Source organism: Nocardiopsis suaedae (genome assembly GCF_027706745.1).
In the GTDB taxonomy this organism is placed as follows: Bacteria; Actinomycetota; Actinomycetes; order Streptosporangiales; family Streptosporangiaceae; genus Nocardiopsis_A; species Nocardiopsis_A suaedae.
The window spans coordinates 68,092-91,258 of record NZ_JAQFWP010000021.1; the positions used below are offsets into that span (position 1 = coordinate 68,092).

18 protein-coding genes and 1 pseudogene are annotated in these 23,167 nt (G+C 75.3%); 10 read left to right on the plus strand and 9 right to left on the minus strand.

Features of this window, described 5'->3' with window-relative positions; all coding sequences use genetic code 11:
- Positions 1–26: 26 nt before the first annotated feature.
- Complete coding sequence (locus O4U47_RS13250; protein ID WP_408638967.1) at positions 27–1,478, minus strand: LCP family protein; 1,452 nt, start codon at positions 1,476–1,478, stop codon at positions 27–29.
- A gap of 20 nt (positions 1,479–1,498) precedes the next feature.
- Positions 1,499–2,311, minus strand: a complete 813-nt coding sequence (locus O4U47_RS13255) for a TIGR03089 family protein (protein WP_270678132.1) — start codon at positions 2,309–2,311, stop codon at positions 1,499–1,501.
- Positions 2,312–2,489: 178 nt separating this feature from the next.
- Here O4U47_RS13255 and O4U47_RS13260 point away from each other — a divergent pair, with 178 nt between their 5' ends.
- The 4 genes from O4U47_RS13260 to O4U47_RS13275 all read left to right on the plus strand — a co-directional run bounded on the left by O4U47_RS13260 (position 2,490) and on the right by O4U47_RS13275 (position 8,373).
- Complete coding sequence (locus tag O4U47_RS13260) at positions 2,490–3,992, plus strand: serine/threonine-protein kinase (RefSeq protein WP_270678133.1); 1,503 nt, start codon at positions 2,490–2,492, stop codon at positions 3,990–3,992.
- Between the two features lie 259 nt (positions 3,993–4,251).
- Positions 4,252–6,309 carry a hypothetical protein gene (locus O4U47_RS13265; RefSeq protein WP_270678134.1) on the plus strand — a complete coding sequence of 686 codons (2,058 nt, stop codon included), beginning with the start codon at positions 4,252–4,254 and terminating at the stop codon, positions 6,307–6,309.
- Positions 6,306–7,235: a glycosyltransferase family 2 protein gene (locus O4U47_RS13270; RefSeq protein ID WP_270678135.1), complete on the plus strand. Its 930-nt coding sequence runs from the start codon at positions 6,306–6,308 to the stop codon at positions 7,233–7,235. Before O4U47_RS13265 ends, O4U47_RS13270 begins: the two co-directional genes overlap by 4 nt.
- 10 nt (positions 7,236–7,245) lie before the next feature.
- Positions 7,246–8,373, plus strand: a complete 1,128-nt coding sequence (locus O4U47_RS13275; RefSeq protein ID WP_270678136.1) for a glycosyltransferase family 4 protein — start codon at positions 7,246–7,248, stop codon at positions 8,371–8,373.
- 7 nt (positions 8,374–8,380) lie between these two features.
- On the opposite strand, the gene O4U47_RS13280 is transcribed toward O4U47_RS13275, so the two are convergent.
- Both O4U47_RS13280 and O4U47_RS13285 read right to left on the minus strand, forming a co-directional pair.
- Entirely contained in the window at positions 8,381–9,304 is a 924-nt protein-coding gene (locus O4U47_RS13280) for a lysylphosphatidylglycerol synthase domain-containing protein (RefSeq protein ID WP_270678137.1), read from the minus strand.
- Between the two features lie 23 nt (positions 9,305–9,327).
- The gene (locus tag O4U47_RS13285) at positions 9,328–9,546 is read right to left on the minus strand and encodes a hypothetical protein (RefSeq protein ID WP_270678138.1); all 219 of its coding nucleotides are present in this window, start codon (positions 9,544–9,546) and stop codon (positions 9,328–9,330) included.
- 69 nt (positions 9,547–9,615) lie between these two features.
- On the opposite strand from O4U47_RS13285, the gene O4U47_RS13290 reads away from it, so the two are divergent.
- Entirely contained in the window at positions 9,616–9,990 is a 375-nt protein-coding gene (locus tag O4U47_RS13290; RefSeq protein ID WP_270678139.1) for a cyclophilin-like family protein, read from the plus strand.
- A 37-nt stretch (positions 9,991–10,027) separates the two neighbouring features.
- On the opposite strand, the gene O4U47_RS13295 is transcribed toward O4U47_RS13290, so the two are convergent.
- Positions 10,028–10,993: an alpha/beta hydrolase gene (locus tag O4U47_RS13295; RefSeq protein ID WP_270678140.1), complete on the minus strand. Its 966-nt coding sequence runs from the start codon at positions 10,991–10,993 to the stop codon at positions 10,028–10,030.
- A 101-nt stretch (positions 10,994–11,094) separates the two neighbouring features.
- On the opposite strand from O4U47_RS13295, the gene O4U47_RS13300 reads away from it, so the two are divergent.
- The 4 genes from O4U47_RS13300 to O4U47_RS13315 all read left to right on the plus strand — a co-directional run bounded on the left by O4U47_RS13300 (position 11,095) and on the right by O4U47_RS13315 (position 16,766).
- Positions 11,095–11,811 carry a class I SAM-dependent methyltransferase gene (locus O4U47_RS13300; RefSeq protein ID WP_270678141.1) on the plus strand — a complete coding sequence of 239 codons (717 nt, stop codon included), beginning with the start codon at positions 11,095–11,097 and terminating at the stop codon, positions 11,809–11,811.
- 281 nt (positions 11,812–12,092) lie between these two features.
- On the plus strand, positions 12,093–12,905 hold the full coding sequence (locus O4U47_RS13305) for a hypothetical protein (RefSeq protein WP_270678142.1): 813 nt from the start codon (positions 12,093–12,095) through the stop codon (positions 12,903–12,905).
- Complete coding sequence (locus O4U47_RS13310; protein ID WP_270678143.1) at positions 12,902–14,119, plus strand: glycosyltransferase family 4 protein; 1,218 nt, start codon at positions 12,902–12,904, stop codon at positions 14,117–14,119. Before O4U47_RS13305 ends, O4U47_RS13310 begins: the two co-directional genes overlap by 4 nt.
- 43 nt (positions 14,120–14,162) lie before the next feature.
- A complete protein-coding gene (locus O4U47_RS13315) occupies positions 14,163–16,766 on the plus strand; it encodes a bifunctional FO biosynthesis protein CofGH (protein ID WP_270678144.1) in 2,604 nt (867 codons plus the stop codon).
- 90 nt (positions 16,767–16,856) lie between these two features.
- Here the strand turns inward: O4U47_RS13315 and O4U47_RS13320 are convergent, their stop codons facing one another.
- From O4U47_RS13320 to cofD, 4 genes are all read right to left on the minus strand, one after another.
- A complete protein-coding gene (locus tag O4U47_RS13320) occupies positions 16,857–18,113 on the minus strand; it encodes a glycosyl hydrolase family 18 protein (RefSeq protein ID WP_270678145.1) in 1,257 nt (418 codons plus the stop codon).
- 150 nt (positions 18,114–18,263) lie between these two features.
- A complete protein-coding gene (locus O4U47_RS13325) occupies positions 18,264–19,862 on the minus strand; it encodes a Na+/H+ antiporter (protein WP_270678146.1) in 1,599 nt (532 codons plus the stop codon).
- A 131-nt stretch (positions 19,863–19,993) separates the two neighbouring features.
- Entirely contained in the window at positions 19,994–21,280 is a 1,287-nt protein-coding gene (locus tag O4U47_RS13330) for a coenzyme F420-0:L-glutamate ligase (RefSeq protein WP_270678147.1), read from the minus strand.
- Positions 21,277–22,245, minus strand: a complete 969-nt coding sequence (gene cofD / locus O4U47_RS13335; RefSeq protein ID WP_270678148.1) for a 2-phospho-L-lactate transferase — start codon at positions 22,243–22,245, stop codon at positions 21,277–21,279. The genes O4U47_RS13330 and cofD overlap by 4 nt, the downstream gene beginning before the upstream one ends.
- 234 nt (positions 22,246–22,479) lie before the next feature.
- Between cofD and O4U47_RS13340 the strand changes: the two are divergent.
- A pseudogene (locus tag O4U47_RS13340) lies at positions 22,480–23,167 on the plus strand (hypothetical protein); the annotation flags it as partial.

Sequence of the window (23,167 nt, forward strand, 5' to 3'; positions counted from 1 at the left end):
GGCCCGCCTTCGTGTCCGTGCCGCGGTCAGTCGCAGGCGACCTTGGCGTCGGAGGCGCTCTTGGAGTCGATGTCGGCGCCGCCTCCACCGCCGCCCCCGCTGCTGCCGCCGCCGGAGGCCTTGAACCCGTCCCAGTCCTGGGAGACGATCACCTGCACGGTGTCGCCCAGGGCGGAGTTCTCCTCGGTGGTGCCGTTGGTGAAGGTCTTGGCGACCGCCTCGGCGGCGGCCTTCTGACCCGGCCCGTAGTAGACCGTCGTCTCCGGGGGGACCTGCCCGGTGGGGTTGCCCGTGCCCGCGGGCTGGAAGCCGCGGGTGGTCAGGCCGGTCGAGACCTCGTTGGCCAGGCCGGGGATGGAGGTGCCGTTGAGCACCTCGACCGAGACCCCGGAGGGGTCGACCTTCTCCTCCTCCTTGCCGCCGCCGGATCCGCCGCCGTCGTCCTCGGACCCGCCGCCGATCTCGTCGGCGGCCACCTGCTGCCAGAGCTGGGACGCCTTCGGCTCGGACCAGGCGACCCGGTTCGCGTCGGCCGGGTGGGGGCCGTTGGGCACCGTGATGAACTCGACGTCGTCCAGGTCCACCTCGCGCATGGCCACGCCGATGTCGCCCATGGTGGACACGGTGAGGCCGTCGTCGGTGGTCAGCGAGTCGGCGACCGAGCCCAGGAAGGAGTTGAGGGTGGTGGGGCTGGACAGCACGTCACCGCTCATCACCGTCTTGAGCATGGCGCCCATGAAATCCTGCTGACGGCTGATCCGGGACAGGTCGCTGCCGTCGCCCTGGCCCTTGCGGGAGCGCACGTACCCCAGCGCCTCCTCGCCGTTCAGCTTCTGCTCACCGGCCTCCAGGTCCAGGTGCCCGGCGTTCTTGTCCTGGATCGGCTCGGGGATGCACATGGTGACCCCGCCCACGGCGTCGACCATCTCCTTGAACCCGGTGAAGTCGAGGCTGACGAAGTGGTCGATGTGCACATCGGTGAGGTCCTCGACGGTCTTCCACAGGCACTCGACCCCGCCGTTGTTCATCGCCTCGCCGATCATGGCGGTGTGCGCCTGCTGGCCGGGCTTGTCGTCCTTGGCCTCGCACTGGGGCAGGTCGACGATGGAGTCGCGGGGGATGTTGACCAGGGTGGCGCTCTTCTTCTCGGGGGAGATGTGCGCCACGGCCAGCACGTCGGGGCGCTCGCCCTCGGCGTCGCCGTACTCGCTGTTGGCGCCGGAGCGCACGTCGGAGCCGATGATCATGATGTTCATGACCCCGTCGATCCGGGTGGGGCGGTCGCCCCACTCGTCGAAGTCGATCTGCTCCTGGTTGATCTTGTTGTAGATGTTGAAGTAGACCCCGTACCCGGTCAACAGGCTGAGGATGACCAGACCGGTGGAGACCATGGCGATGATCCGTGCGGGCGACACCGCCCGCCGGGCTGCGGCGTGACCCCGCGTGGAGCCGCGTGAGGAGGGGCGTTTTCTCGGCATCGGGAACCAATGAGTGGACGTCAGGACAGTGGCCTGATGCCGCCCGAGGGCGCGGGGGTGCCGGGCGGTGCGCCGACGAGGGCCGTGGCGCGCTCCATATCAAGCCGTGATTGCAGGTTAGCCGAATCGATACTCGGGGTGAGGACGAGCGGCACCGCGCGGGACAGCGGGGCGAGGAACCGGGACAGGTCCGGCCCGAGTGCCCCCAGGGGCTCCCGCGCTGAGGTGATGATAGCCACACGGTCCCCGCCGGTCAGCTCCCAGGCCCGTGCCCGCTCCCGGGCGGCCCCGGCCAGCTCGGCCGCGGTGAACGTCCGTCCCCCCGACTCCAGGGCCGGGTGCGCCGGGTCGGAGGCGGCGGGCGAGGGCGTGTGGTGGTCCCCGTATCCGCGCACCTCATCGGCGTAGTCCAGGGCCGCCGGAGGGCAGTCGGGCAGCGGTGCGCCCAGCGGGTGCAGGGAGGCGGCGACGGCCTCGCGCGCACCGGAGTCCAGGGCGGGCCCGATCCGGTCGGCGTCGGCCACGGCGATGTCGGCGGAGGGCACCGCGGCGGCGTCCTCCGGCAGCACCGGGACGGCCCCGGCCGACCAGCACGCCACCAGCCAGGCCAGCGACTGCCAGTGCACCGGCAGGGCCAGCGCCACGCGCTCGCCCGGGACCGCGCCGAGCCCGTCGACCAGCATGTTCGCGGTCTTGGCGACCCAGTTGCCGAACGTGGCGCCGGAGAGCTCCACCCGGCCGCCGACGGGGCCGTCGTAGGCCGTCACGAAGGGGCGGGACGGGTCGGCGTCGTGGGCGTCGCGCCACAGGAGCGCAGGGGTGTCCGCGGGCACAGGAGGGTCCTCCGCTGGTTCGGCGGCCCCGCCGGGACGGGCTGGGGGAGGGGCGGGGCTGCGGACATGCTACTGGCACGTCGCCCCCTGTTCACGCCGGGAGGACCCCGGCCTCCCGGACGCCGCGGTCGTATAGCGTCGCAGGCGTGTAACGAAGACCTCCGGGAGGACCGTAGCCGTGCCCGAACCCCGCCCCCTCAGCGACTCCGATCCGCGCCGGGTCGGGCGCTACCGGATCACCGGCCGCCTCGGCGAGGGCGGTCAGGGCACCGTCTACCTGGGCGAGGCGCCCGACGGCACCCGCGCGGCGGTCAAGACGCTGGGCGCCGCCTCCCTGGCGGACCCCTCGATGCGGGGGCGGTTCACCCGTGAGGCCGAGGCGGCCCGCCGCGTGGCCTCGTTCTGCACGGCGGCGGTGCTCGACGCCGACTTCGCCGCGGACCCGCCCTACATCGCCAGCGAGTACGTCGAGGGGCCGTCGCTGGCCGAGGCGGTGCGCGCGGGCGGCCCGCTGACCGGCGGCGACCTGGAGCGGCTGGCGGTCAACACGGCCACAGCGCTGGTGGCGGTGCACGAGGCCGGGATCGTCCACCGGGACCTCAAGCCCGACAACGTGCTGCTGGCCCAGGGCGGGGCGCGCGTCATCGACTTCGGGGTGGCGCAGGTGCCGCTGGCCGACGGGGGCCGCACCGCCACCGCCATCGGCACCCCGGCGTTCATGGCGCCCGAGCAGGTCTCGGGCACCGGGGTGGGGCCCGCCGCGGACGTGTTCGCGTGGGGCGCGGTCACCGCCTTCGCCGCGACGGGGAGGCTGCCGTTCGCCGGATCGACCGTGCCCGAGGTGCTGCACCGCGTGCTGCACGGGGTCCCCGACGTCGGGGGCGTGCCCGAGCGGCTGCGCCCCATGGTGGTGGCGGCCCTGTCCAAGGAGCCGGAGCGGCGGCCGCAGACCGAGGACCTGCTGATGATGCTGCTGGGCCGCAAGACGGCTCCGGCGGCCGCCGACCCGCAGGCGACCCTGGCCGCGGGGGCCGGTCCCACCCGCGCCTTCGAGGGGCCGGGGCCGCAGGCGCCCGGACAGGGGGGACCGGGCCGGCGCGCCGGGCGGCGGGCCGCCGCCGCGGTGGCCGGGGCGGCCGTCCTGGCCGCGCTGGCCCTGGCGGCGGGGCTGCTCCTGCCCGGACTCCTGCGGGGCGGCCAGGGCGGCGCCGAGGAGCCGGGGGGCACCGACGGCGCGGCCGCCGACCAGGGCGGGGCGCCGGGGGAGGGATCTCCCGACGGCGAGGCGTCCGCCTCCCAGGAGCCCTCGCCGGCCCCGACCCCGTCGGGGCCGTCGTCGGCGCCGATCCCCGCCCCGGCGTTCACCGCGGACTTCGAGGGCGACTGGCGGGGCAACGTCGGCGTGGACTTGTGGGAGATGCAGGTCGACGAGGGCGAACGCTCGGCGGTCCTGGAGAACTCCGAGGACGACGACTGCTACGTGGAACTGACCCTGGTGCGCGGCTGGGAGGATCCGGCCGAGGGGTACGAGGCCGAGGTGGTCGACTCCGGCCAGGGCGAGGAGTGCACCGCCCCGGCGCCGCGGGGGGCGCTCATCACCCTGGAGGCGGACGTGCTGACCGTGGACTTCGACGGCCCCGAGACAGAGGGCGAAGAACTCCCCATGCGCCGCGAGGACTAGGAGGAACCCGTACCGCCCCCTCAGGGCCGGGGGGTCATCGTGCGTGGCGGAATCGCCACACGAGCACGCTCAAGACGGTCGTTCCACCGCGCAGGATCGTCGAACCCCGTCCCTGTGTCCGTCATGTCTGGAATAGTGAGCTTCGTCTCGTGCGACAGGCCGCTCGGCCTGCCAGGGGCGTCTTCCGGTCCCCCTCCCCCTCCGGGGCGGCCAGCGGGGCGGAATCGGCCTGAGGGGCCTTCAGTGGCACAGTAACCCCATGTCCCGCACTCCCGGACGCCTATTGGCACGCGCCACCGTGCTGCCCGCCTTCGCACTCGCGGGGTGGCTGCTGGTGGCCTTCCCGCTGCTGCTGATCGGGTGGTTCACCCCCCTCGCGGGGCTGGCCGCCGGGGTTCCCGCCGTCGCCTTCGCCGCCTACGCGGCCGTCAGGTGGACCCCAGAACCGAGAGGAGACCCGCCGCCCTGGTGGCCCGTGGCCGCCACCCTGCTCGTCGCCGCCGCCTTCACCGCCGTCCAGCTCGCCTACCACGCCGAGGCGCTGGTGATCCGGCGCGACCCCGCCTCCTACGCCCAGTACACGATCTGGATCGCGCAGCACGGATCGCTGCCGATCCCCCAGGGCCGCGCGCTCATCGCGGGCGACGCCCCCGGCCTGACCTACGGCAGTCTCGCCTACTACCAGGTGGGCGACGAGATCTGGCCCCAGTTCCTCGCCGGGGCGCCGCTGCTGTACGCCGTCGGCCACTGGATCGCGGGGCCCGCCGGCATGGTCCTGGTCCCGCCGGTCGTCGGAGGGCTGGCGGTGCTGGCCTTCGGCGGGCTCGCCGCCCGGCTCGTGGGCGCCCGCTGGGCGCCCCTGGCCGCGCTGCTGCTCGCCGCCTCCCTGCCCGTGCAGTGGGCGAGCCGCTCCACCTACAGCGAACCCGTCGCCCAGCTCCTCATGCTCGGCGGGCTCGCGGTCGCCGTCGACGCCCTGTCGGAGCGGGTGCCGCTGCGCGGCCGGTGGGGGCGGCCGCACCTGCTGGCGGGCGCCGCCGGGCTGATGTTCGGCCTGGGCCTGGTGGTGCGCATCGACATGCTGCGCGACGCGCTGCCGGTCGTGGCCGTCGCCGGGCTGCTCGTCCTCGCCCGCCGCGGGCAGGGGGTGCCGCTGGCGCTGGGGCTCGCCGCGGGCGCCGGCTACGGCCTGGTGGCCGGGTTCGGGCTGTCCCGCCCCTACCTGGAGCACCTGTCCGCCTCGCTGGACCCGCTGCTGGTGATCTGCGGCGCGGTGGTGGCGGCGACCGCGGTCGGTACCGCCGCGCTCTGGCGGCACGGGGTGCCGCGCACCGACCGGCCGCCGTGGCTGCCGACCGCCGCGGCCGCCGTGGTCGCCCTGGCGGCGGTCGGCCTGGCGCTGCGCCCGCTGCTGTGGCCCGAGTACGGGCACGGCGACGAGGCCACCGCCAACTTCGTCGGGCAGGTGCAGGACATCGAGGGCCTGCCGCACGACCCGGACCGCAACTACGAGGACATGAGCCTGTACTGGGTGGGCTGGTACCTGGGGCTGGGCGGGGTGCTGTTCGGCACACTCGGGGCGTGCCTGCTCACCCGCCGCGTGCTGCTGCGGCGCGCCCCGGAGTGGGTGCTGCCGCTGGCGGTCATGGCCTGGTCGGTGGCGGCCACCCTCGCCCGCCCGGCGATCACCCCGGACCACCCGTGGGCCTCCCGGCGCCTGGTGGTGCTGGTGCTTCCGGCCTTCGTCCTGCTGGCCGTCTGGTTCCTGGCCTGGGCGGCGCGCCGCCTGGAGGCCCTCGCCCCGCCGGACGGGAGCCCGGGCGGGCGGGTGCTCGCCCCGGCCGCCGTGGCGGTGGGCGCGCTCGCCGTGCTCGTCCCGGCGGCGGCCACGTCGGTGCGCGGCCTGGACTACCGCTCCGACGTCGGCACGATCCGGGCCGCCGAGAGCCTGTGCGCGGCGATCCCCGGGGACGCGAGCGTCGTCCTGGTCGACGGCGTCGGCCACTACTACGGCCAGCTCATCCGGGGCATGTGCGGCGTCCCGGTGGCCACGGCGGCCGACGGCGGCGCCGTGCTGCGGGCGGTCGAGGGCATCGCCGAGCGCGGGCGCACCCCCGTGCTCGCGGCGGAGAAGGAGGAGCGGCTGCGGATGCACGCGCCGCCGGGGGCGCTGGTGGAGCACCCCTTCCATGTGCGCAGCGACCAGGACCCGAGCACCCTGATGGAGCCGCCGTCGTCGCCGTGGGCCTTCCACGGCGACATCTGGGTGGCGGTGCTCCCCGACGGCGTGCCGCCCGCCCGGGAGGGCGCCCAGTGAACGAGAACGGAGAGGCCCCCGTGGAGCGCGAGTCCCCCACGCCCGACGTCACCATCGTCCTGCCCTGCTACAACGAGGAGGCCCACGTGGTGGCGGAGGTGGAGCGCATCTGCGGGGCCATGGACGCCTCGGGCATCGGCTACGAGCTGCTCGCCTTCGACGACGCCTCCTCCGACGGCACCCTGGCGCGGCTCCGGGAGGCCGAGGGGCGCCTGCCGCACCTGGAGGTGATCGCCTTCGGGCACAACGGCGGGGCCGGGACGGTGCGCCGCATCGGCAGCCAACGCGCGCGCGGCGCCATCGTGGTGTGGACCGACGCCGACATGACCTACCCGAACGAGCGCATTCCCGAGCTGGTCGCCCTGCTGCACGAGGACCCGGCGGTCGACCAGGTGGTGGGGGCGCGGCGGCAGGAGGCGGGGTCGCACCGGCTGCTGCGGATCCCCGCCAAGTGGGCCATCCGCAAGATCGCCGAGCACCTGACCAACACCCGCATCCCCGACCTCAACTCGGGGCTGCGGGCGTTCCGGCGCAAGGTGGCGCTGCCGTACCTGCGGCTGCTCCCGCCGGGGTTCTCCTGCGTCACCACCATCACCCTGGCGTTCCTGTCCAACCAGCACCGGGTCGAGTACCTGCCGATCGACTACGCCAAGCGGTCGGGGGACTCCAAGTTCCACTTCGTGCGCGACGCCTACCGGTACATCCTTCAGGTGCTGCGCATGGTGATGTACTTCAACCCGCTCAAGGTGCTGATGCCCCCGGCGCTGTGGCTGCTGGGCATCGGCGCCGCCAAGTTCGTGTTCGACCAGGTGCGCAACCCGCTCTACATCCCCAACAACACGGTGATGCTGCTGATGACCGGCCTGATCGTGGGGGCGATGGCGCTGTTGGCCGACCTCATCGTGCGCTCGCGCGACGGCGTGTAGGGGAGGGCGCGTGCAGGTGACGCTGGTCGGCCCGGCCCACCCGTACAAGGGCGGCGGGGCCCGGCACACCACGGAGCTGGCCCGGCGGCTGGCGGCGGAGGGGCACCGGGCGGTGCTGGAGTCGTGGCGGGCGCAGTACCCGGCGCTGCTGTACCCGGGGCGGCAGACGGTGCTGGAGGCGGAGGGGGAGCCGTTTCCCGCGACGCTGCGCCGGATGGCCTGGTACCGGCCGGACACCTGGTGGGCGGCGGGCCGCAGGGCCGCGGCCCGCGGGGGGCTGCTCGCGGTGGCGGTGCTGTCGCCGGTGCAGGTCCCGGCGTACCTGGTGCTGATGGCGGCGGCGGGGCGGCGGGTGCGCACGGCCGTCGTGGCGCACAACGTGCTCCCGCACGAGCCGCGCCCGGGGGACCGGCCGCTGATGCGGGCGCTGCTGCGCCGGGCGGGGACGGTGCTGGTGCACTCCAGGGAGCAGGCGGCGCTGGCGCGGCGCCTGGCGCCGGGGGCGGACGTGCGGGTCGCCGACCTGCCGCCGCACTTCCCGGACGCGCACGCCCCGGCCGGGCGGGGCGGCCCGGCCCCCTCCCGCCCGGAGGGGGCCCCGCACTACCTCTTCTTCGGCCTGGTGCGGCCGTACAAGGGGGTGGACGTGCTGATCCGGGCCTTCGCGAAGGGGGCGCCGCCGTCCGCGCGGCTGACGGTGGCGGGCGAGTTCTGGACCGGCGCGGACGCCTTCCGCGCCCTGGCGGCCGAGCTGGGGGTGGCCGACCGGGTGGCCCTGCGCGAGGGCTACGTCCCGGCGGGCGAGGTCCCGGCGCTGCTGGACGCGGCCGACGCGCTGGTGCTGCCGTACCGGTCGGCCACGTCGACCCAGAACGTGCGCCTGGCGCACGAGCGGGGCCTGCCGGTGGTGGCGACCCGCGCGGGCGCGATGGCCGACCAGGTCCGCGACGGCGTCGACGGCCTCCTGTGCGAGCCGGGCGACGCGGACGACCTGGCGAGGGCGCTGGCGGCCTTCGCGGCCCCGGGCAAGGCGGAGGCGCTCCGCAGGGGCGTCCGCCCGGCCGACGCGGAGGCCCTGTGGAAGGCCTACACCAGGGAGTTGACCGGTTCCCGGGAGGGGGTGAACGGAGACGGCTAGTGCCGCCTCACCCCTGTGCGCGAATGCTGCGTCCGGCCCACCCCGCCAGGCCCGCCGCCGACAGGTCCGCCGCCGTCATCACCAGACGGGACAGGGCCGCCACCACCAGGGCCGCTCCCGGCGTCAACACCGGGGACAGCGCCACCACCAGCACCAGTTCGCGCACGCCGACGCCCGCCGGGGCGATGACGAACAGCACGCCCAGCGTCCACGCCAGGGCGTAGGCCCCCGCCGCGATCGGCAGGGCGCGCCACCCCGCACCGTCGGCCCCCGCCACCAGGACCCCGATGTGCAGGGACAGCGGGATCCACGCCGCCAGGGTCCAGCCCAGCGCCGCCGCGGTGGCACGGCCGTCGACGCGCACCTCCACGGGGCGCTTCAGCAGCCGCATCGCCGTCCCGAGCACCGCCTCCACCACCCGGGGGTACAGCGCCGCCAGCAGCACCGGCGCCAGCAGCAGCGCCCACCACCAGCGCCGGGTCGCCTCCTCGGAGGCGAACGGCAGGGTGGCCGCCGCCACGGCCAGGTTCGCCGCCAGGGTCACCGCCACCGCCTGGGCCGTCGCCGCCGCCCCGCGGTGGCGGGGCACCTCGTGGTCGCGGGCCAGCTCCACCTGGGCCGCGAACGCCCACACCGACCCCGGCAGGTACTTGCCGAGCTGTCCGACGAACATCGCCCGCGCCGCCGTCGCCGCCGGCAGCGGCGACCCGAGCCCGGCCAGCAGCGCCCGCCAGGCCATCATCTGCCCGCCGAGCGCGGCCAGGGCGCAGGCCAGGGAGGCGGGCAGCGCCCAGAGGGGCAGCGCGGCCAGGGCGCCGCGCGCCTCGTCCCACCGGTCGGCCAGCGCGACGGCGGCGAACACCAGGACGGCGGCGAGGACGGCCAGGCGCACCCGGCGGTCGGAGCGCACGCGGGCGAGGAGGCTGGGCACGGGCCCAGCGTAGTGGGCCGGGCTCACTCCGCCCCGGGCGGCACCAGACCCGCCGGCAGCCAGGCGGTCACCGGCCCGGCGCCGCGGAAGGAGCCGACCGCGATGGTGACCGCGTCGCTGAAGTCCACCGCGGTCCCGGTGGACCACGCCGTGCCGGTGCCGTTCCCGGTGCCGGTGTCGGGGCGCTCGCTCAGGGCCGGGGCGTTCCCCGGGCGGGTCGCGGTTCCCCTAGCCGCACGCATATTTCGTACTGCGAAAACAGTAAATCGCATTATGGACATTGGTGGGAGTGGTGCGGTACACACGACCCCATGCGCATCCGAATCTCCTGGAACGGCGGCGAGACGACCGCCGCCTTGAAGCCGACCCCCACCTCCGCGCTCCTCTGGGAGGCGCTGCCCTTCGAGGGCACCGCCGCGACCTGGGGCGACGAGGTGTACTTCCCGATCCCGGTCGACGCCGGCCCCGAGCCGGACGCGGCCGAGGTCGTCGAGCCGGGCGCCGTCTGCTACTGGCTGGCCGGCTCGGCGCTGGCCCTGCCGTTCGGCCCGACGCCGATCTCCCTGGGCGACGAGTGCCGCCTGGCGAGCGCCGCCAACGTCATGGGCGCCCTGGACGGCGACCCGCGCGTCCTGGAGACGGTGAAGGCGGGCGAGCGCGTGCGCGTGGAGAGCGCGGAGGACTGACGCCCGGCCGGCGCCCATGGGATCATCGGGCGCGCCCTCAGCCCCCGATCTCCTCCAGGAAGCCCCCGACGGCCCCGGCGACCGCCGCCGGGTGCGTGACGTGCGGGTAGTACGCCGTCTGCTCGATCGGCCGGGAGCGCAGCAGCGGGGCGGTCCGGGACAGCTCGGCGGAGGCGGCCGCGCGCACCACGTCGAGGAACCGGGTCGGCGCCCCGGGCGGCGCGGGCACGCCGCCCGTGCAGACCAGCGACAGCACCGGCACCAGCAACCGGGCGTACACCCGCTCCGGAACGAACTCGTCGAACGCGTCCATCGCCGCCCGCATCCCGCGCGGCCCCGGGCGGAGCGCCACCAGGCCGTCCGCGGCCGCCGCCGCGCGGACCACCGACGCCTCCAGCGTGGGCCCCTCCTCGCCCAGGGAGCGCAGCGCCTCCAAGGAGCGGGCGAACTCCCCGGCGTCCTGCGGGGTGCGGGACGCCGCGAGCTGCTCGGCGGCGTAGGCGCGGGCCAGGTCGACCTGGATCCCGGCGGCGTCGGCCCCCATGCCCAGCGCCTGCGCGGCGCGCTCGGCGTCCGGCCAGGCGACGCCGTCCAGGTTGACGGCCCCGGCCAGGTCCGAGCGGCGGGAGGCGGCGCAGGCGGCCGCAGCCCCGCCGATGTCGTGCCCCACCACCAGGGGCCGCTCCAGCCCGAGGTGGCCGAGCAGGCGGATCAGGTCGTCCACGAACCCGTCGAGGGACCAGGGCGCGTCGCCGGAGCGGCCGTGCCCGCGCAGGTCGGCGGAGAACACCGGGCGGCGCGCGGCCAGGATCCGGGCGACCCCGTCCCATTCCTCCAGCGTGCCGCCGAGCCCGTGCAGCAGCACCACCGGTGCGGGGGCGCCCTGCCCGCGGCCGCCGCGTCCGGGCTCCCCGCCGTACCGGCGCACGGCCAGCGCCGGTTCCCCGGGGGCCGTCAGCTCGTCCGCGAGCGCCTCCGCGTCCGCGGGTGTCGTCTCGGCCATCGATCGTCCCTCCTGTGCGCGGCCACGCTAGCGCCGCTCCCCGGCGCGGCGCTGATGGATCGCTGACGCCGGACTGAGAGCCTGCGGTAGGGTCGGCGCCCGTGACCGTTCCCGCGCTCCCCGACCTCGTGGCCTTCGCCGGGCACCGTGTGCACGTGTGCCGCCGGCGCGAGGCAGGGACCCTGCTCGACTGGCTCGGCCGGGACCTGCGCGGGCAGGTGGTCCTCGACGTCGCGGGCGGTGACGGCTACTGGGCCGGGCAGGCCCGCAAGCGCGGCGCCCGCGCCGTCTCGGTCGACCTGGCGCGCGGCAAGATGCTGCGCGGCTCCCGGCTCCGGCACGCCCCCGGGCTGGTCGAGGGCGACGCCCTGCGGCTGCCGCTGCGCGACGCCTCCGTCGACGCGGTCCTGTCCGTCTGCGCCATCGAGCACTTCGACGACGGGCCCGCGGCCCTGGACGAGATGGCGCGGGTGCTGCGGCCGGGCGGACGGCTGGTCATGTCGGCCGACTGCCTGTCCCGCCGCGCCGCCTGGCCCCGGCTCTTCGAGGCGCACCGGCGCCGCTTCCACGTGCAGCGCACCTACACGCACGAGGAGCTCACCGGCCTGCTCGCCGCGCGGGGCCTGAGCGTGCGCGGGCACTCCTACCAGTTCCGCGGCCGGGCGGCCGAGCGCGTCTACCTGTCGCTGTCGGCCTACGGCGGCCGGTACGGCTTCAACGCCGCCGCGCCGCTGATCCCGCTCGTCGCCCTGGCCGACGGCGCCGCGCCGAACACCCGGGGCAGCATCGTGCTCGTGCGCGCGGTCAAGGAGGCCTGAGCCGCCTCCGCGGCCGCGTTCCGGGGCGCGCGTCGCCTCCCCCCGTGCCCGGGTTCACATCCCCCCGCGGATTGTCCGCATCCGGTCGTCGGATCCCTTGTGGGGAACCGCGAGCCGGGCCCCGGACGATCACTCCCATGGGCCGACAGTGGCATTCGTCGTAAATGTGCTGGTCGGCGTTGATTGTCAGATTAGAAGTTCTTTAACCGTCGGCGGGTAGCGTTCGGCCGCGGGCGGTGTGGGGCCACCGCCGCGCGCGGGGCGCACAAGGACATCGGGGGGTGGATGTGCAGGCCGATCTCACGAGAATCGACGCTGCGGACGTTCTGGAGCTGCGGGTCGGTGACGCCGAGGGGGGTGCGCTGGCCCTGCGCCGGCACGGCCGGAGCGGCGCAGGGCTGCTCCCGGTCGAGCGGGTCGTCCGCTCCGGGGCCAGCCTGAAGGCGCCGCTGGACGGGCTCCCCCTCGACGACGGCGAATGGGACGTGCTCTGGGTCGACGGCGACGGGCGCGCCGCTCCCGTCGACACCACCGACACCGGCGTGCACCTGTCCGACCGCGCCGCCTACCTGCGGCGGCCGCGCCGCCGGGAGCTGCGCGCGGTCCGCGACGCCGAGGGCCGCCTGCTGCTGCGCGCCACCACCGTCGAGCCCTACGCCGAAGTGGACTGGGTGGAACCCCCGTCCCCCGGCGGGGACACCGTGGCCGTGCGCGGCGTGCTCGCCTACGCCCCCGACCCCGGCGGTGACGGCGCGCCCACGGTCATCGCCCGCCAGCGCAGCCTGGACGGCGTCGTCGAGGCCCCGGCCGACCTGGACGGCCGCGCGTTCTCCTGCGCCCTGCCGCTGGAACCGATGGCCCTGCTGTTCCGGCCGGAGCGCCCGCACAACGAGTGGGACCTGTGGCTGCGCCTGCCCGGCGGAGCCGAACTGCGCCTCGCCGCGCACGCCGACGACATCGCCGACAAGAAGAACAAGATCGTCTACCCCGCGACGGTGCTGGAACCCGCCGGCGCACCGGTCCGGGTGCGCCCCTACTTCACGGCCAAGAACGAGCTCTCCCTGCTGGCCGTCTCCGCCGGAGGCGCCGCGTGAAGATCGCCTTCGTCATCGCCAACGCCTACGGCCTGGGCGGCACCGTCCGAACGGTCTACAACCTCGCCGAAGGGCTGGCCCGGAACCACGATGTGGAGATCGTCAGCCTGGTCCGGCACAAGACCAAGCCGTTCTTCACCGTGCCCGAGGGGGTGCGGATGCGCCCGCTGCACGCGATCAACGAGGCGTACGAGAAGGGCGGGAAGGCCGCCGGGGACGCGGGCACCGGCGGCCCGGCGCAGGCGTGGTGGAACCGGCGCGCCCGGGCCGTCGTCCCCGAGCCCGAGCGGGAGCGCAACAAGAGCTACACCGCCCCCGCCGTGCACGGGCTGCGCCGGTACCTGGCCGGGACCGACGCCGACGTGGTGGTCGGCACCCGGCCCGGGCTGAACCTGCTGCTGTCGGCGTGGGCGCCGGGCCGCGTGTTGGCCGTCGGCCAGGAGCACATCAACCTGGACGAGCACACGCCACAGGTCCGGGCGGCGATCGCCGCCCGCTACCCGCGCCTGGGCGGGATGACCGTGCTGACCTCCGCCGACCGGACCGCCTACCGGGACCTGCTGGGCGCCGACGACGGCTGGCTGGAGGTCATGCCCAACCCGCTGCCGCCCCGCAGCCTGCCCCGCTCCACCCTGGACAACCCGATCATCGCGGCGGCCGGACGGCTCTCGCCGGTCAAGCAGTACCCCAAGCTCCTGGACGCCTTCTCCCGGGTGGCGGAGGCGCACCCCGAGTGGCGGCTGCGCATCTACGGCGGCGGCGACGGCGAGAAGAAGCTGCGCAAGCAGATCACCGCCCGCGGCCTCAGCAACCAGGTGCACCTGATGGGCCGCACCAAGGACATCACCGGCGAGCTGGCCAAGGCCTCGGTGCTGGCGGTCAGCTCCCGCGTCGAGGGGTTCGGGATGACCATCATCGAGGGCTTCTCGGTGGGGGTGCCCGCCGTGAGCTTCGACTGCCCGTACGGGCCTCGGGAGATCATCGACCACGAGGGCGACGGGCTGCTGGTGCCCGCCCAGGACACCGAGGCGCTCGGCGACGCGCTGCTCCGCCTGGTGGAGGACCGGCAGACCCGCGAGCGGATGGGCCGCCAGGCCCTGGTGTCGGCCGAGCGCTACGCGCTGGACGGAATCGTGGAGCGCTGGGAGGCGTTCCTGGAGCGGCGGCTGGCGGAGTCGGGCAGGCGGCCGCGGACGCACGCGGTGTCGGGCTAGCCCGGGCCCCGGGGCGCCGGGCGGTCCGGCGTATCGTGCCCCCATGACGACGGGTACACCCACCAGCACGCCGCCGACCCCATCAGCGATGCGCCGGGCCCTGGCCCGCGCGCGCGACGGCAAGGCCCTCGACCCCTCTGAGGCCGAGGTGCTGCTGCACGCCCGCGGCGAGGACCTGGACCGGCTCCTGCTCTACGCCGGACGGGTCCGCGACGCGGGCCTGGAGGCCGCCGGGCGCCCCGGCACCGTCACCTACAGCCGCAACGTCTTCGTCCCCCTCAGCCGGCTGTGCCGGGACCGCTGCCACTACTGCACCTTCGCCACGGTCCCCGGCCGCCTCGACGCCCCGTTCCTGGAGCCGGACGAGGTCCTGGACATCGCCCGCAGCGGCGCCGCCGCCGGGTGCAAGGAGGCGCTGTTCACCCTCGGCGACCGGCCGGAGGACCGGTGGGAGGCCGCCCGCGCGTGGCTGGACGAGCGCGGCTACGACGACACCCTGTCCTACGTCCGCGCCATGGCGATCGCGGTGCTGGAGGAGACCGGGCTGCTGCCGCACCTCAACCCCGGGGTGCTGTCCTGGGCCGACTTCCAGCGCCTCAAGCCCGTCGCCGTGTCCATGGGCATGATGCTGGAGACCACCTCCGAGCGGCTGTTCGCCGAGCCGGGAGGGCCGCACTACGGCAGCCCCGACAAGGACCCGGCCGTGCGGCTGCGCGTGCTGGAGGACGCCGGGCGCTGCTCGGTGCCCTTCACCAGCGGAATCCTCATCGGCATCGGAGAGACGGCCGCCGAGCGCGCCGATTCGGTGTTCGCGCTGCGCCGGGCCCACCGCGCCCACGGGGCGGTGCAGGAGGTGATCGTGCAGAACTTCCGGGCCAAGCCCGGCACCGCGATGATGCACCGCCCCGACGCCGACCTGGAGGACCTGGCCGCCACCGTGGCCGTGACCCGCCTGGTGCTGGGCGCCAAGGCGCGGGTGCAGGCCCCGCCCAACCTCATCGGGGACGACTACGGGCTGATGCTGCGCGCCGGGATCGACGACTGGGGCGGCGTCTCCCCGGTCACCCCCGACCACGTCAGCCCCGAGCGCCCCTGGCCCGAGGCGGAGGAGCTGGAGCGCCGCACCGCCGAGCACGGGTTCGCCCTCGCCGAGCGGCTCACCGCCTACCCGGAGTACGTGCGCGCCGGGGAGCCCTGGCTGGACCCGCGGGTGTCGGAGCACGTGGCGGCGCTGGCCGACCCGGACACCGGGCTGGCCCGCCCCGGCGCCCGCCCGCGCGGCCTGCCCTGGCAGGCCCCCGACCCGGCGCTGGCCGCCGCGGGCCGCACCGACCTGCACACCGGCATCGACGCCGACGGGCGCACCGCCGACCGGCGCGGCGACTTCGACGCGGTCTACGGCGACTGGGAGGCGCTGCGCGGCCGCGCCGAGGGCGCCGCCCCGGCCGCCGCCGCGGGCGACGCCGAGGTGCGCGCGGCGCTGCGGTCGGCCGGGCGCGACCCGGCCGGGATCACCGACGACGAGGCGCTGGCGCTGCTCCGCGCCGACGGGCCGGAGCTGGAGGAGCTCGCGGGCATCGCCGACGGCCTGCGCCGCGAGGCGGCGGGCGACGACGTCACCTACGTGGTCACCCGCAACATCAACTTCACCAACGTCTGCTACACCGGGTGCCGCTTCTGCGCCTTCGCCCAGCGCCGCACCGACGCCGACGCCTTCACCCTGTCGCTGGAGCAGGTCGCCGACCGGGCCGCCGAGGCCTGGGAGGCCGGGGCCACCGAGGTGTGCATGCAGGGGGGCATCCACCCGGACCTGCCCGGCACCGCCTACTTCGACCTGGCCCGGGCGGTCAAGGAGCGGGTGCCCGGCCTGCACCTGCACGCCTTCAGCCCGATGGAGGTCGCCAACGGGGCGGCCCGCACGGACCTGCCGGTGCGCGCCTGGCTGGAGCGGGCGCGCGAGGCGGGGGTGGACTCGCTGCCCGGCACCGCCGCCGAGATCCTCGACGACGACGTGCGCTGGGTGCTGACCAAGGGCAAGCTCCCGGCCGCCCAGTGGATCGAGGTGGTGACGGCCGCGCACGACCTGGGGCTGTCCACCACCTCCACGATGATGTACGGCCACGTGGACCGGCCCGACCACTGGGTCGCCCACCTGCGGCTGCTGCGGCGGCTGCAGGAGCGGTCGCTGGAGCGCAACGGGCGCCCGGGGTTCACCGAGTTCGTGGCGCTGCCGTTCGTGCACACCAACGCGCCCGTCTACCTGGCGGGGCTGGCCCGCACCGGGCCGACCGTGCGGGAGAACCGGGCGGTGCACGCGCTGGCGCGCATCCTGCTGCACGGGGCGGTGGACAACATCCAGTGCTCGTGGGTGAAGCTGGCCGAGGACACCTGCCGGGACCTGCTGCGGGGCGGGGTGAACGACGTCGGCGGCACCCTGATGGAGGAGACCATCTCCCGCATGGCCGGGTCCGACCAGGGCTCCTACAAGACCATCGGCGACATCCGCGCGCTGGTGGAGCCGACCGGGCGGCCGCTGCGGATGCGCACCACCCTGTACGGGGAGGTGCCCGAGGAGCGCCGCCGGGCCGCCGAGGCCAGTGACGGGGTGGCGGCGAGCGTGCGGCGGCCGCGGCTGCCCGTGGTCTGAGGCGCGCCGCGGCCGGAGGGGAGTGCGGTCGCCCCTGCCCCCGCACACCCGGGGCAGGGGCGACCGGCCGTCAGAACGCTCGGAGGAGGGCTAACACGCTCCGACGGCCTTCCAGGGCCCCCACTGGGAGTCCTGGGGCGTGTCGCCCCGGGTCCAGTGGCGGGCCTCGTAGACGGTGCCCTCGTAGGCGACGCGGTCGCCGCCGGTGTACACGGTCCCCGCGTCCCACGCGGGCGCGTCGCACGGCTCGGCCGACCCGGTGGGGCTCGGCGAGGGGTCGGGCGAGGGCGACGGCGTGGGGGACGGCGTGGGGCCGGTCCCGCCCCCGCCCAGGCGGGCGGAGATGTCCTTGGCGAACTGGTAGTCGTTGGTCGCGTCCCAGTTGATGGACCAGGTCATCACCCCGCCGATGGGCCCATAGGGCTGGGACGGCGTGAACGAGCCGCAGTTGGTGCCCTCCTCCAGGCAGTCCAGCGCGGCGATCACGTTGGAGGTGGGCTGGTGCCCGCCCCCGGCGGCCTGCGGGGTGGCGGGCAGCCCGAGCCCGACCTGGTCGGGGCGCAGCCCCAGCTCCAGCTGGATGCAGGCCTGGGCGGTGAGGAAGTCGACCGTGCCCTGGCTGTAGACCTGCTGGTCGCAGCCCATCATCGAGCCGGAGTTGTAGTACTGCATGTTGACGATGGTCAGGATGTCCGGGATGGACTCGGCCAGCTTGTAGTAGTCGTAGCTGGGCGCCTGGAAGTCGATGGTCTGCGGGGCCATCGTGACGACCAGGCCGCTCCCGGCCCGGGACCGGAGGTCGCGCAGGGCGTCCTCCATGTACCGGGCGTTCATGCCGTGCTCCAGGTCGATGTCGACCCCGTCGAAGCCGTACTCCTGCATCAGCGCGTGGGCGCTCTGCGCGAACCCGGCGGCCTGCTCGGGGTTGGTGACGTCGACGTGGCCCTTCTCGCCGCCGACCGAGATGACGACCTTGCGGCCCTCGGCCTGCATGGCGGCGATGTCGTCCTTGAACTGCTGCTCGGTGTAGCCGCCGAGCTCGCTCGAGGCCAGGTTGAAGGTGATGCCGCCGGGGGTCCCGGCGAGGTTGTCGGCGAAGGCGACGGCCACCATGGTGTACTCGGCGGGCACCTCCGACAGCGGCATGGTCGTCGAGCCGTTGTCGAAGTTGTGCCAGTACCCGGTCAGCCAGGGGCCGGAGGCGGCCTCGGCGGAGGCGGTGTCCGCGGCCAGGGCGGCGTCCGTGGGAGCGGGGCCGGAGGGCGGCAGGAGCGCGAGCGCGGCGGCGAGGCCGCCGGCGGCTGCCGCGATGGCGGCGACGGCGCCGCGCGTGCGGAGGGGGCGCATGGGGGGAAACTCCCTTGTCCGATTTCCGTGAGCGGGTGACGGCCGTGACAAGCAGACTGCGCAGCGGTGCAAGAAACGTAAGCGGCGGGCGGGGTGGCCGTCAATGGAACAGAAAAGAAAGTTTTCGATTAGGGGGGCGCCCCCGGAGGGCTACGGCGGTTCGATGTGCCCCGGCGGCTCGCGCAGGTCCAGCCGGCGGCGGACGGACTGCAGCGTCTCGTGGCCGATCGCCCCGTCCCGGTAGAGCCGGTTCAGCGCCTCCCGCTGGACACGGGCCAGCTCGTGCCGGAGGAACAGGTCGCCCCGCACCCTCCGGCTCGCCCGGGAGCGGGCCGTCTCGTCCTCGCCCAGCACCGCGCGGGCCTCGCGCACCTGGAGCTTGAGCATCTGGCGGTGGCGCTCGGCCGCGCGCTCGTCCACCCGCTCGTCCGTGGCCAGCTCGTCGAGCCGGGACAGCGCCGCCCGCCCCATCGCCTCCTCGGCCACCGCGTACTCGCGCCGGGTGTCCTCCCCGCCCGCCAGACCGGTCCAGCGCAGCACCAGCGGCAGCGTCGCCCCCTGCCCGACCAGGGTCCCGAGCACCACCACCGCCGCGAAGTACAGCAGCACGTTGCGGTCGACGAAGTACGCCCCGTCCAGGGTCGGGGGCAGCGACAGCGCGATGGCCAGCGAGATCGCCCCGCGCATCCCGCACCAGCCGATGACGAACCGCTCGCGCGGCGACAGCGACCCCGGGTCGTCCGCGCCCCCCGGCCCCACCAGCCGCACCAGCGGCGGCACCAGCATCTCCCAGGCCAGCCGCACCAGGACCGCGGTCCCCAGCACCGCCGCGCCGCCCAGCGCCAGCCGCACCGGGGACAGCCCGGCCACCGCCTCGAAGACCGCGTGCAGCTGCAGGCCCAGCAGGACGAACAGCACCGACTCCAGGATCATCACCAGGCCGCGCCACACCGTCTGGCCGGTGACCCGCACCTTCGGCGGGAGCATCCCCTCCACCCGGGTTCCCAGGTAGAACCCGGCCACCACGGCCGCGAGCACCCCGGAGAACCCGGCGGTGTCGGCGGGGACGTAGGCCACGAACGGCACCATCAGCGACAGGACGAGCTGGCTGTTGGAGTCCCGCAGGCGGCGCCGGAACCAGGCGGTCCCCACCGCCACGGCCGTGCCCCACACGACGCCGCCCACCACCACCTTGCCCAGTTCGAGCGCGCCCGCGCCGACCGACAGCGGCGTGGACATGGCGGTCACCGCCAGCGAGAACAGGGTCAGCGCCACCCCGTCGTTGATCAGGCTCTCGCCCTCCAGCAGGGTGACCACCCGCTTGGGGGCGCCGACCCGCTTGAGCACGGCCGCCGAGGCCACCGCGTCGGTGGGGGCGACCGCCGCGCCCAGCGCGATCGCGGCGGGCCAGCCGGTGTCGGGCAGCACCAGCCACACCATCCCGGCGATGGCGAAGGCCGTCACCAGGGTCATCACCACGGCGAGCGCGACGATCGGGCGCGCCTCGGCGCGGATGTCGCGGGGCGAGGAGAAGAAGGCCGCGCTGTAGATCAGCGGCGGCAGGAAGACGAGCAGGATGACGTCGGGCGGGAACCGCACCTGCGTCAGGCCGGGCACGAACCCGGCGGCGGCCCCGAGGGCGACCAGCACGATGGCCTCGGGGATGCCCATCCGCCCGGCCAGCAGGCGCCCGGCGAAGACGGTCACCCCGATGAGGAGCGCGGAAAGGATCAGCAGCTCGTCCGACACCCGTGCGTCCCCCTCCGTGCACACCCCGCAGGCCAAGGGTGGCACCGGCCCCGCCCGGCGGCCCGGAGCCACGGCGGGCCCCGGGCGATTCCGGTACGGATCACACCGGCCGCGCCGTGCGGGGGAGGGGGTCAGCGCACGGCGATGAACGCCTCGGGGTCCCGCGGCGGGCGGTCCTTCGGCGGCGCGGCGGCGTGGCCCACCGCGACCGAGCCCATCGGCTGCCAGTCCTCCGGGAGGTCCAGCACGGCGCGCACCGTGTCCGGGCAGAACATCGTGGACGACACCCAGGCCGACCCCAGGCCCTCCATGGCCAGGCCCACCAGCAGGTTCTGCACCCCGGCGCCCATCGCGACCAGGAACATCGACCGCTCGGCCCGGGCGCGCCGCTCATCGGGGTAGGGGTGCGCGCCGTCGGCCACCAGGCAGGGCACCACCAGGTAGGGCGCGCGGCGCAGCACGTCGCCGCGCCGGGTCCGGCGCGCGATCGCCTCCTCGGAGAACCCGTCCGCCCGCAGGTCGGCCACCCAGTCGGCGAGCATCGCCTCCAGCAGCCGCTCCCGCGTCGCCGCGTCCTCCACCAGGACGAACCGCCACGGGGTGGTGTGGTGCGGCGCGGGCGCGGTCACCGCGGCGGCCACCGCGCGGCGCACCGCCGCCGGGTCCACCGGGCGGCCGTCGAATTCGCGCACCGTGCGCCGCGCCGGGACCACGTCCCGCGAGCCGTACCGGAACAGGTCCTCGTCGGCGGGCCGCACCAGCGCCGCGGCGCCCGGCCCGTCCTCCCCGGTCACCAGTGCGCCCAGGCCGCGCACCAGCGCCACGGGGACCCCGGCCGCCTTGCCCTTGACCAGCTCCCCGGCGGCGGCGATCTCGTCGGCCACCGCGTTCACGGTGACCTCCAGCAGGTTGCCGCTGCCGTCGCGGCCGCCGCGCAGGTCCAGCAGGGGCAGCACCCCGGCGGCGCCGATCGCCACGTCGGTCTGCCCGTTGCGCCAGGGCCGCCCGAAGGTGTCGCTCACCACCACACCCACCCGGGCGCCGGTGCGCTCGCGCAGCCCCGCCCGGAGCCGCCGCGCCGAGGCGTCCGGGTCCTCCGGCAGCAGCAGCACGTGGCCGGGGGCGACGTTGGAGGAGTCCACCCCGGCCGCCGCCATCACCAGCCCGGTCCGGGTCTGCACGATGCGGGTGCCGCCGCGGCGCGCCACCACCCGCTCGGTCTCCTCGTCGACGGCCGACTCGCGGTCCTGGCGCCGGATCCGCCCCTCGGCCTTGCTGAGGATCTTGGAGGTGACGACCAGGACGTCGCCGTCGCGCAGGTCGGCGGCCCCGGCGATGAGCGCGGCCGGGTCGTCGCCCGGCTCCACCTCGGGGAGCCCTTCGACGGGCACCACGGAGACCGTGCCGGCGGCGGTCATGCGCGCCGCTCCTTGACCCGCAGCCCCAGGTCCACGGCCGCGCGCGCGATCTCCGCCGCGGCGTCGACGTCCGTCATGTACAGGGGCCGGGACTCCACCTCGATGCCGTCCGCCTCGACCCCGGCGTCCGCCTCGTCGACGAGCCAGCCGTCCAGCAGGTCGGGCCCGTAGTGCTCGGCCACGGCGCGCGCGGAGGTCTCCACGCCGATGGCGCTCAGGCACGCGTCGGCCATGCCCCGCACCGGCGCACCGCCGATGATGGGGGAGACGCCGACGACGACGGCCTCCTCCATGGCCTCCCGGACGCCCGGGACACCGAGGATCGACCCGACGCTCACCACCGGGTTGGACGGCGGCAGGACGACGAGGTCGGCCTCGCGCACCGCCTCCAGCACGCCGGGGCCGGGTTCGGCCTTCTCCGCGCCCACGGACACGATCTGCCGGGCGGGGATCCGGGCGCGGTGGCGGATCCACCACTCCTGGAAGTGGATGGCCCGCCGCCCCTCGTCGCCGTCGACGACGACGTGCGTCTCCACCTGGTCGTCGGTCATCGGCAGCAGGCGCACGCCCGGCCGCCACCGGTCGCACAGCGCCTCGGTGACCGCGGACAAGGGGAACCCCGCGGCGAGCATCTGCGACCGCACGATGTGCGTCGCGGTGTCCCGGTCGCCCAGCCCGAACCAGGTGGGCTTCATGCCGTAGGCGGCGAGCTCCTCCTTGACGGTGAAGGACTCGTCGGCGCGGCCCCAGCCGCGCTCGTCGTCGATCCCGCCGCCGAGGGTGTACATCACCGTGTCCAGATCCGGACACACCCGCAGTCCGAACAAGGTGATGTCGTCACCGGTGTTCCCGATGACGGTGATTGCCGCTTCGCTCTCTTGGCCCGATACGATCCCCAGCGTCGCCTTGAGGCCGCGTAGGAACCGTGCGCCTCCGATGCCGCCGGCCGGCACGACTATCCGCATGGGGCCAAGTCTGGCAGGCTGTGGGCCGCATGTGCGCGGCGGACCCCTGTGACGCCTGCGACGGCGGGGCGCACCGGACGCCGCCGCCCCGTCCCCGCACTCTTCCGGGGCCGCGGCCCCGGACACATCCCCGCACAGCTCCACGGAACGGGGATTCGGTCGGTGGGCTTGACAGACTGTCCATATGCAAAGCTTCCACCGTCGCGACAGCGAAGCAGCGGAGGGGAACCTCTCTTGAACAACGACGCAATCAACCGCCTGCGGGTGCCCGCGGCCTGGGCGCTGCTGGGCGCTGTGGCCGCGCGGATGCTCGCCGGCTTCATCGGGGTCTTCGGGGCGGACGAGGTCGTCTACGGCTTCGCCGTGTCCGGGCACGTCTTCTTCGAGCCGACCACGGTCGGGATGGTGGCGCTGGCGGTGTTCCTGGTCACCACCGCGCCGCAGAAGACCTCCGCGAACGCCCCGATCGTGCTCGCCGGCATGGTCATGCTGGGGCTCGGGGCGCTCATGGCCCTGCTGACCCTGATCATGTCCTTCGTGTCCGCCTCGGACAACGCGCAGCTGGCGGACGGGTTCTCCGACCTGTTCTCGATCGCCGGGAGCGCCGCGGTCCTCGCGTTCGCCTTCATGTACCTCATCAAGGTCTTCGCGGACCCGACGCGGGTGCCGCGCGCGCAGCCCGCGCCGCAGATGGGGCAGATGGGGCCGATGGGGCAGCCGCAGGGCTTCGCGCCGCCGACCGGCGGCCAGCCCGCCTTCGGCGCCGACCCGTCGCAGACCTTCGCCGCGCAGCCGCAGCAGGGGATGGACCCCTACGCTCCGCAGCCGCAGGCCCAGCAGGATCCGTACCAGCAGGCCTACGGGCAGGACCCGGCTCAGGCGTACGGCACGGGTGGTCAGCCCGCGTACGGCGATGCTTACC

Excerpts from the sequence above, each read along its gene's own strand:
- O4U47_RS13295 (WP_270678140.1), bottom strand. The coding sequence starts at position 10,993 with ATGGCCGAGACGACACCCGCGGACGCGGAGGCGCTCGCGGACGAGCTG.
- O4U47_RS13320 (WP_270678145.1), bottom strand. The coding sequence starts at position 18,113 with ATGCGCCCCCTCCGCACGCGCGGCGCCGTCGCCGCCATCGCGGCAGCC.
- O4U47_RS13330 (WP_270678147.1), bottom strand. The coding sequence starts at position 21,280 with ATGACCGCCGCCGGCACGGTCTCCGTGGTGCCCGTCGAAGGGCTCCCC.
- O4U47_RS13315 (WP_270678144.1), top strand. The coding sequence starts at position 14,163 with ATGACGACGGGTACACCCACCAGCACGCCGCCGACCCCATCAGCGATG.
- O4U47_RS13250 (WP_408638967.1), bottom strand. The coding sequence starts at position 1,478 with ATGCCGAGAAAACGCCCCTCCTCACGCGGCTCCACGCGGGGTCACGCC.
- cofD (WP_270678148.1), bottom strand. The coding sequence starts at position 22,245 with ATGCGGATAGTCGTGCCGGCCGGCGGCATCGGAGGCGCACGGTTCCTA.
- O4U47_RS13285 (WP_270678138.1), bottom strand. The coding sequence starts at position 9,546 with ATGCGTGCGGCTAGGGGAACCGCGACCCGCCCGGGGAACGCCCCGGCC.
- O4U47_RS13265 (WP_270678134.1), top strand. The coding sequence starts at position 4,252 with ATGTCCCGCACTCCCGGACGCCTATTGGCACGCGCCACCGTGCTGCCC.
- O4U47_RS13290 (WP_270678139.1), top strand. The coding sequence starts at position 9,616 with ATGCGCATCCGAATCTCCTGGAACGGCGGCGAGACGACCGCCGCCTTG.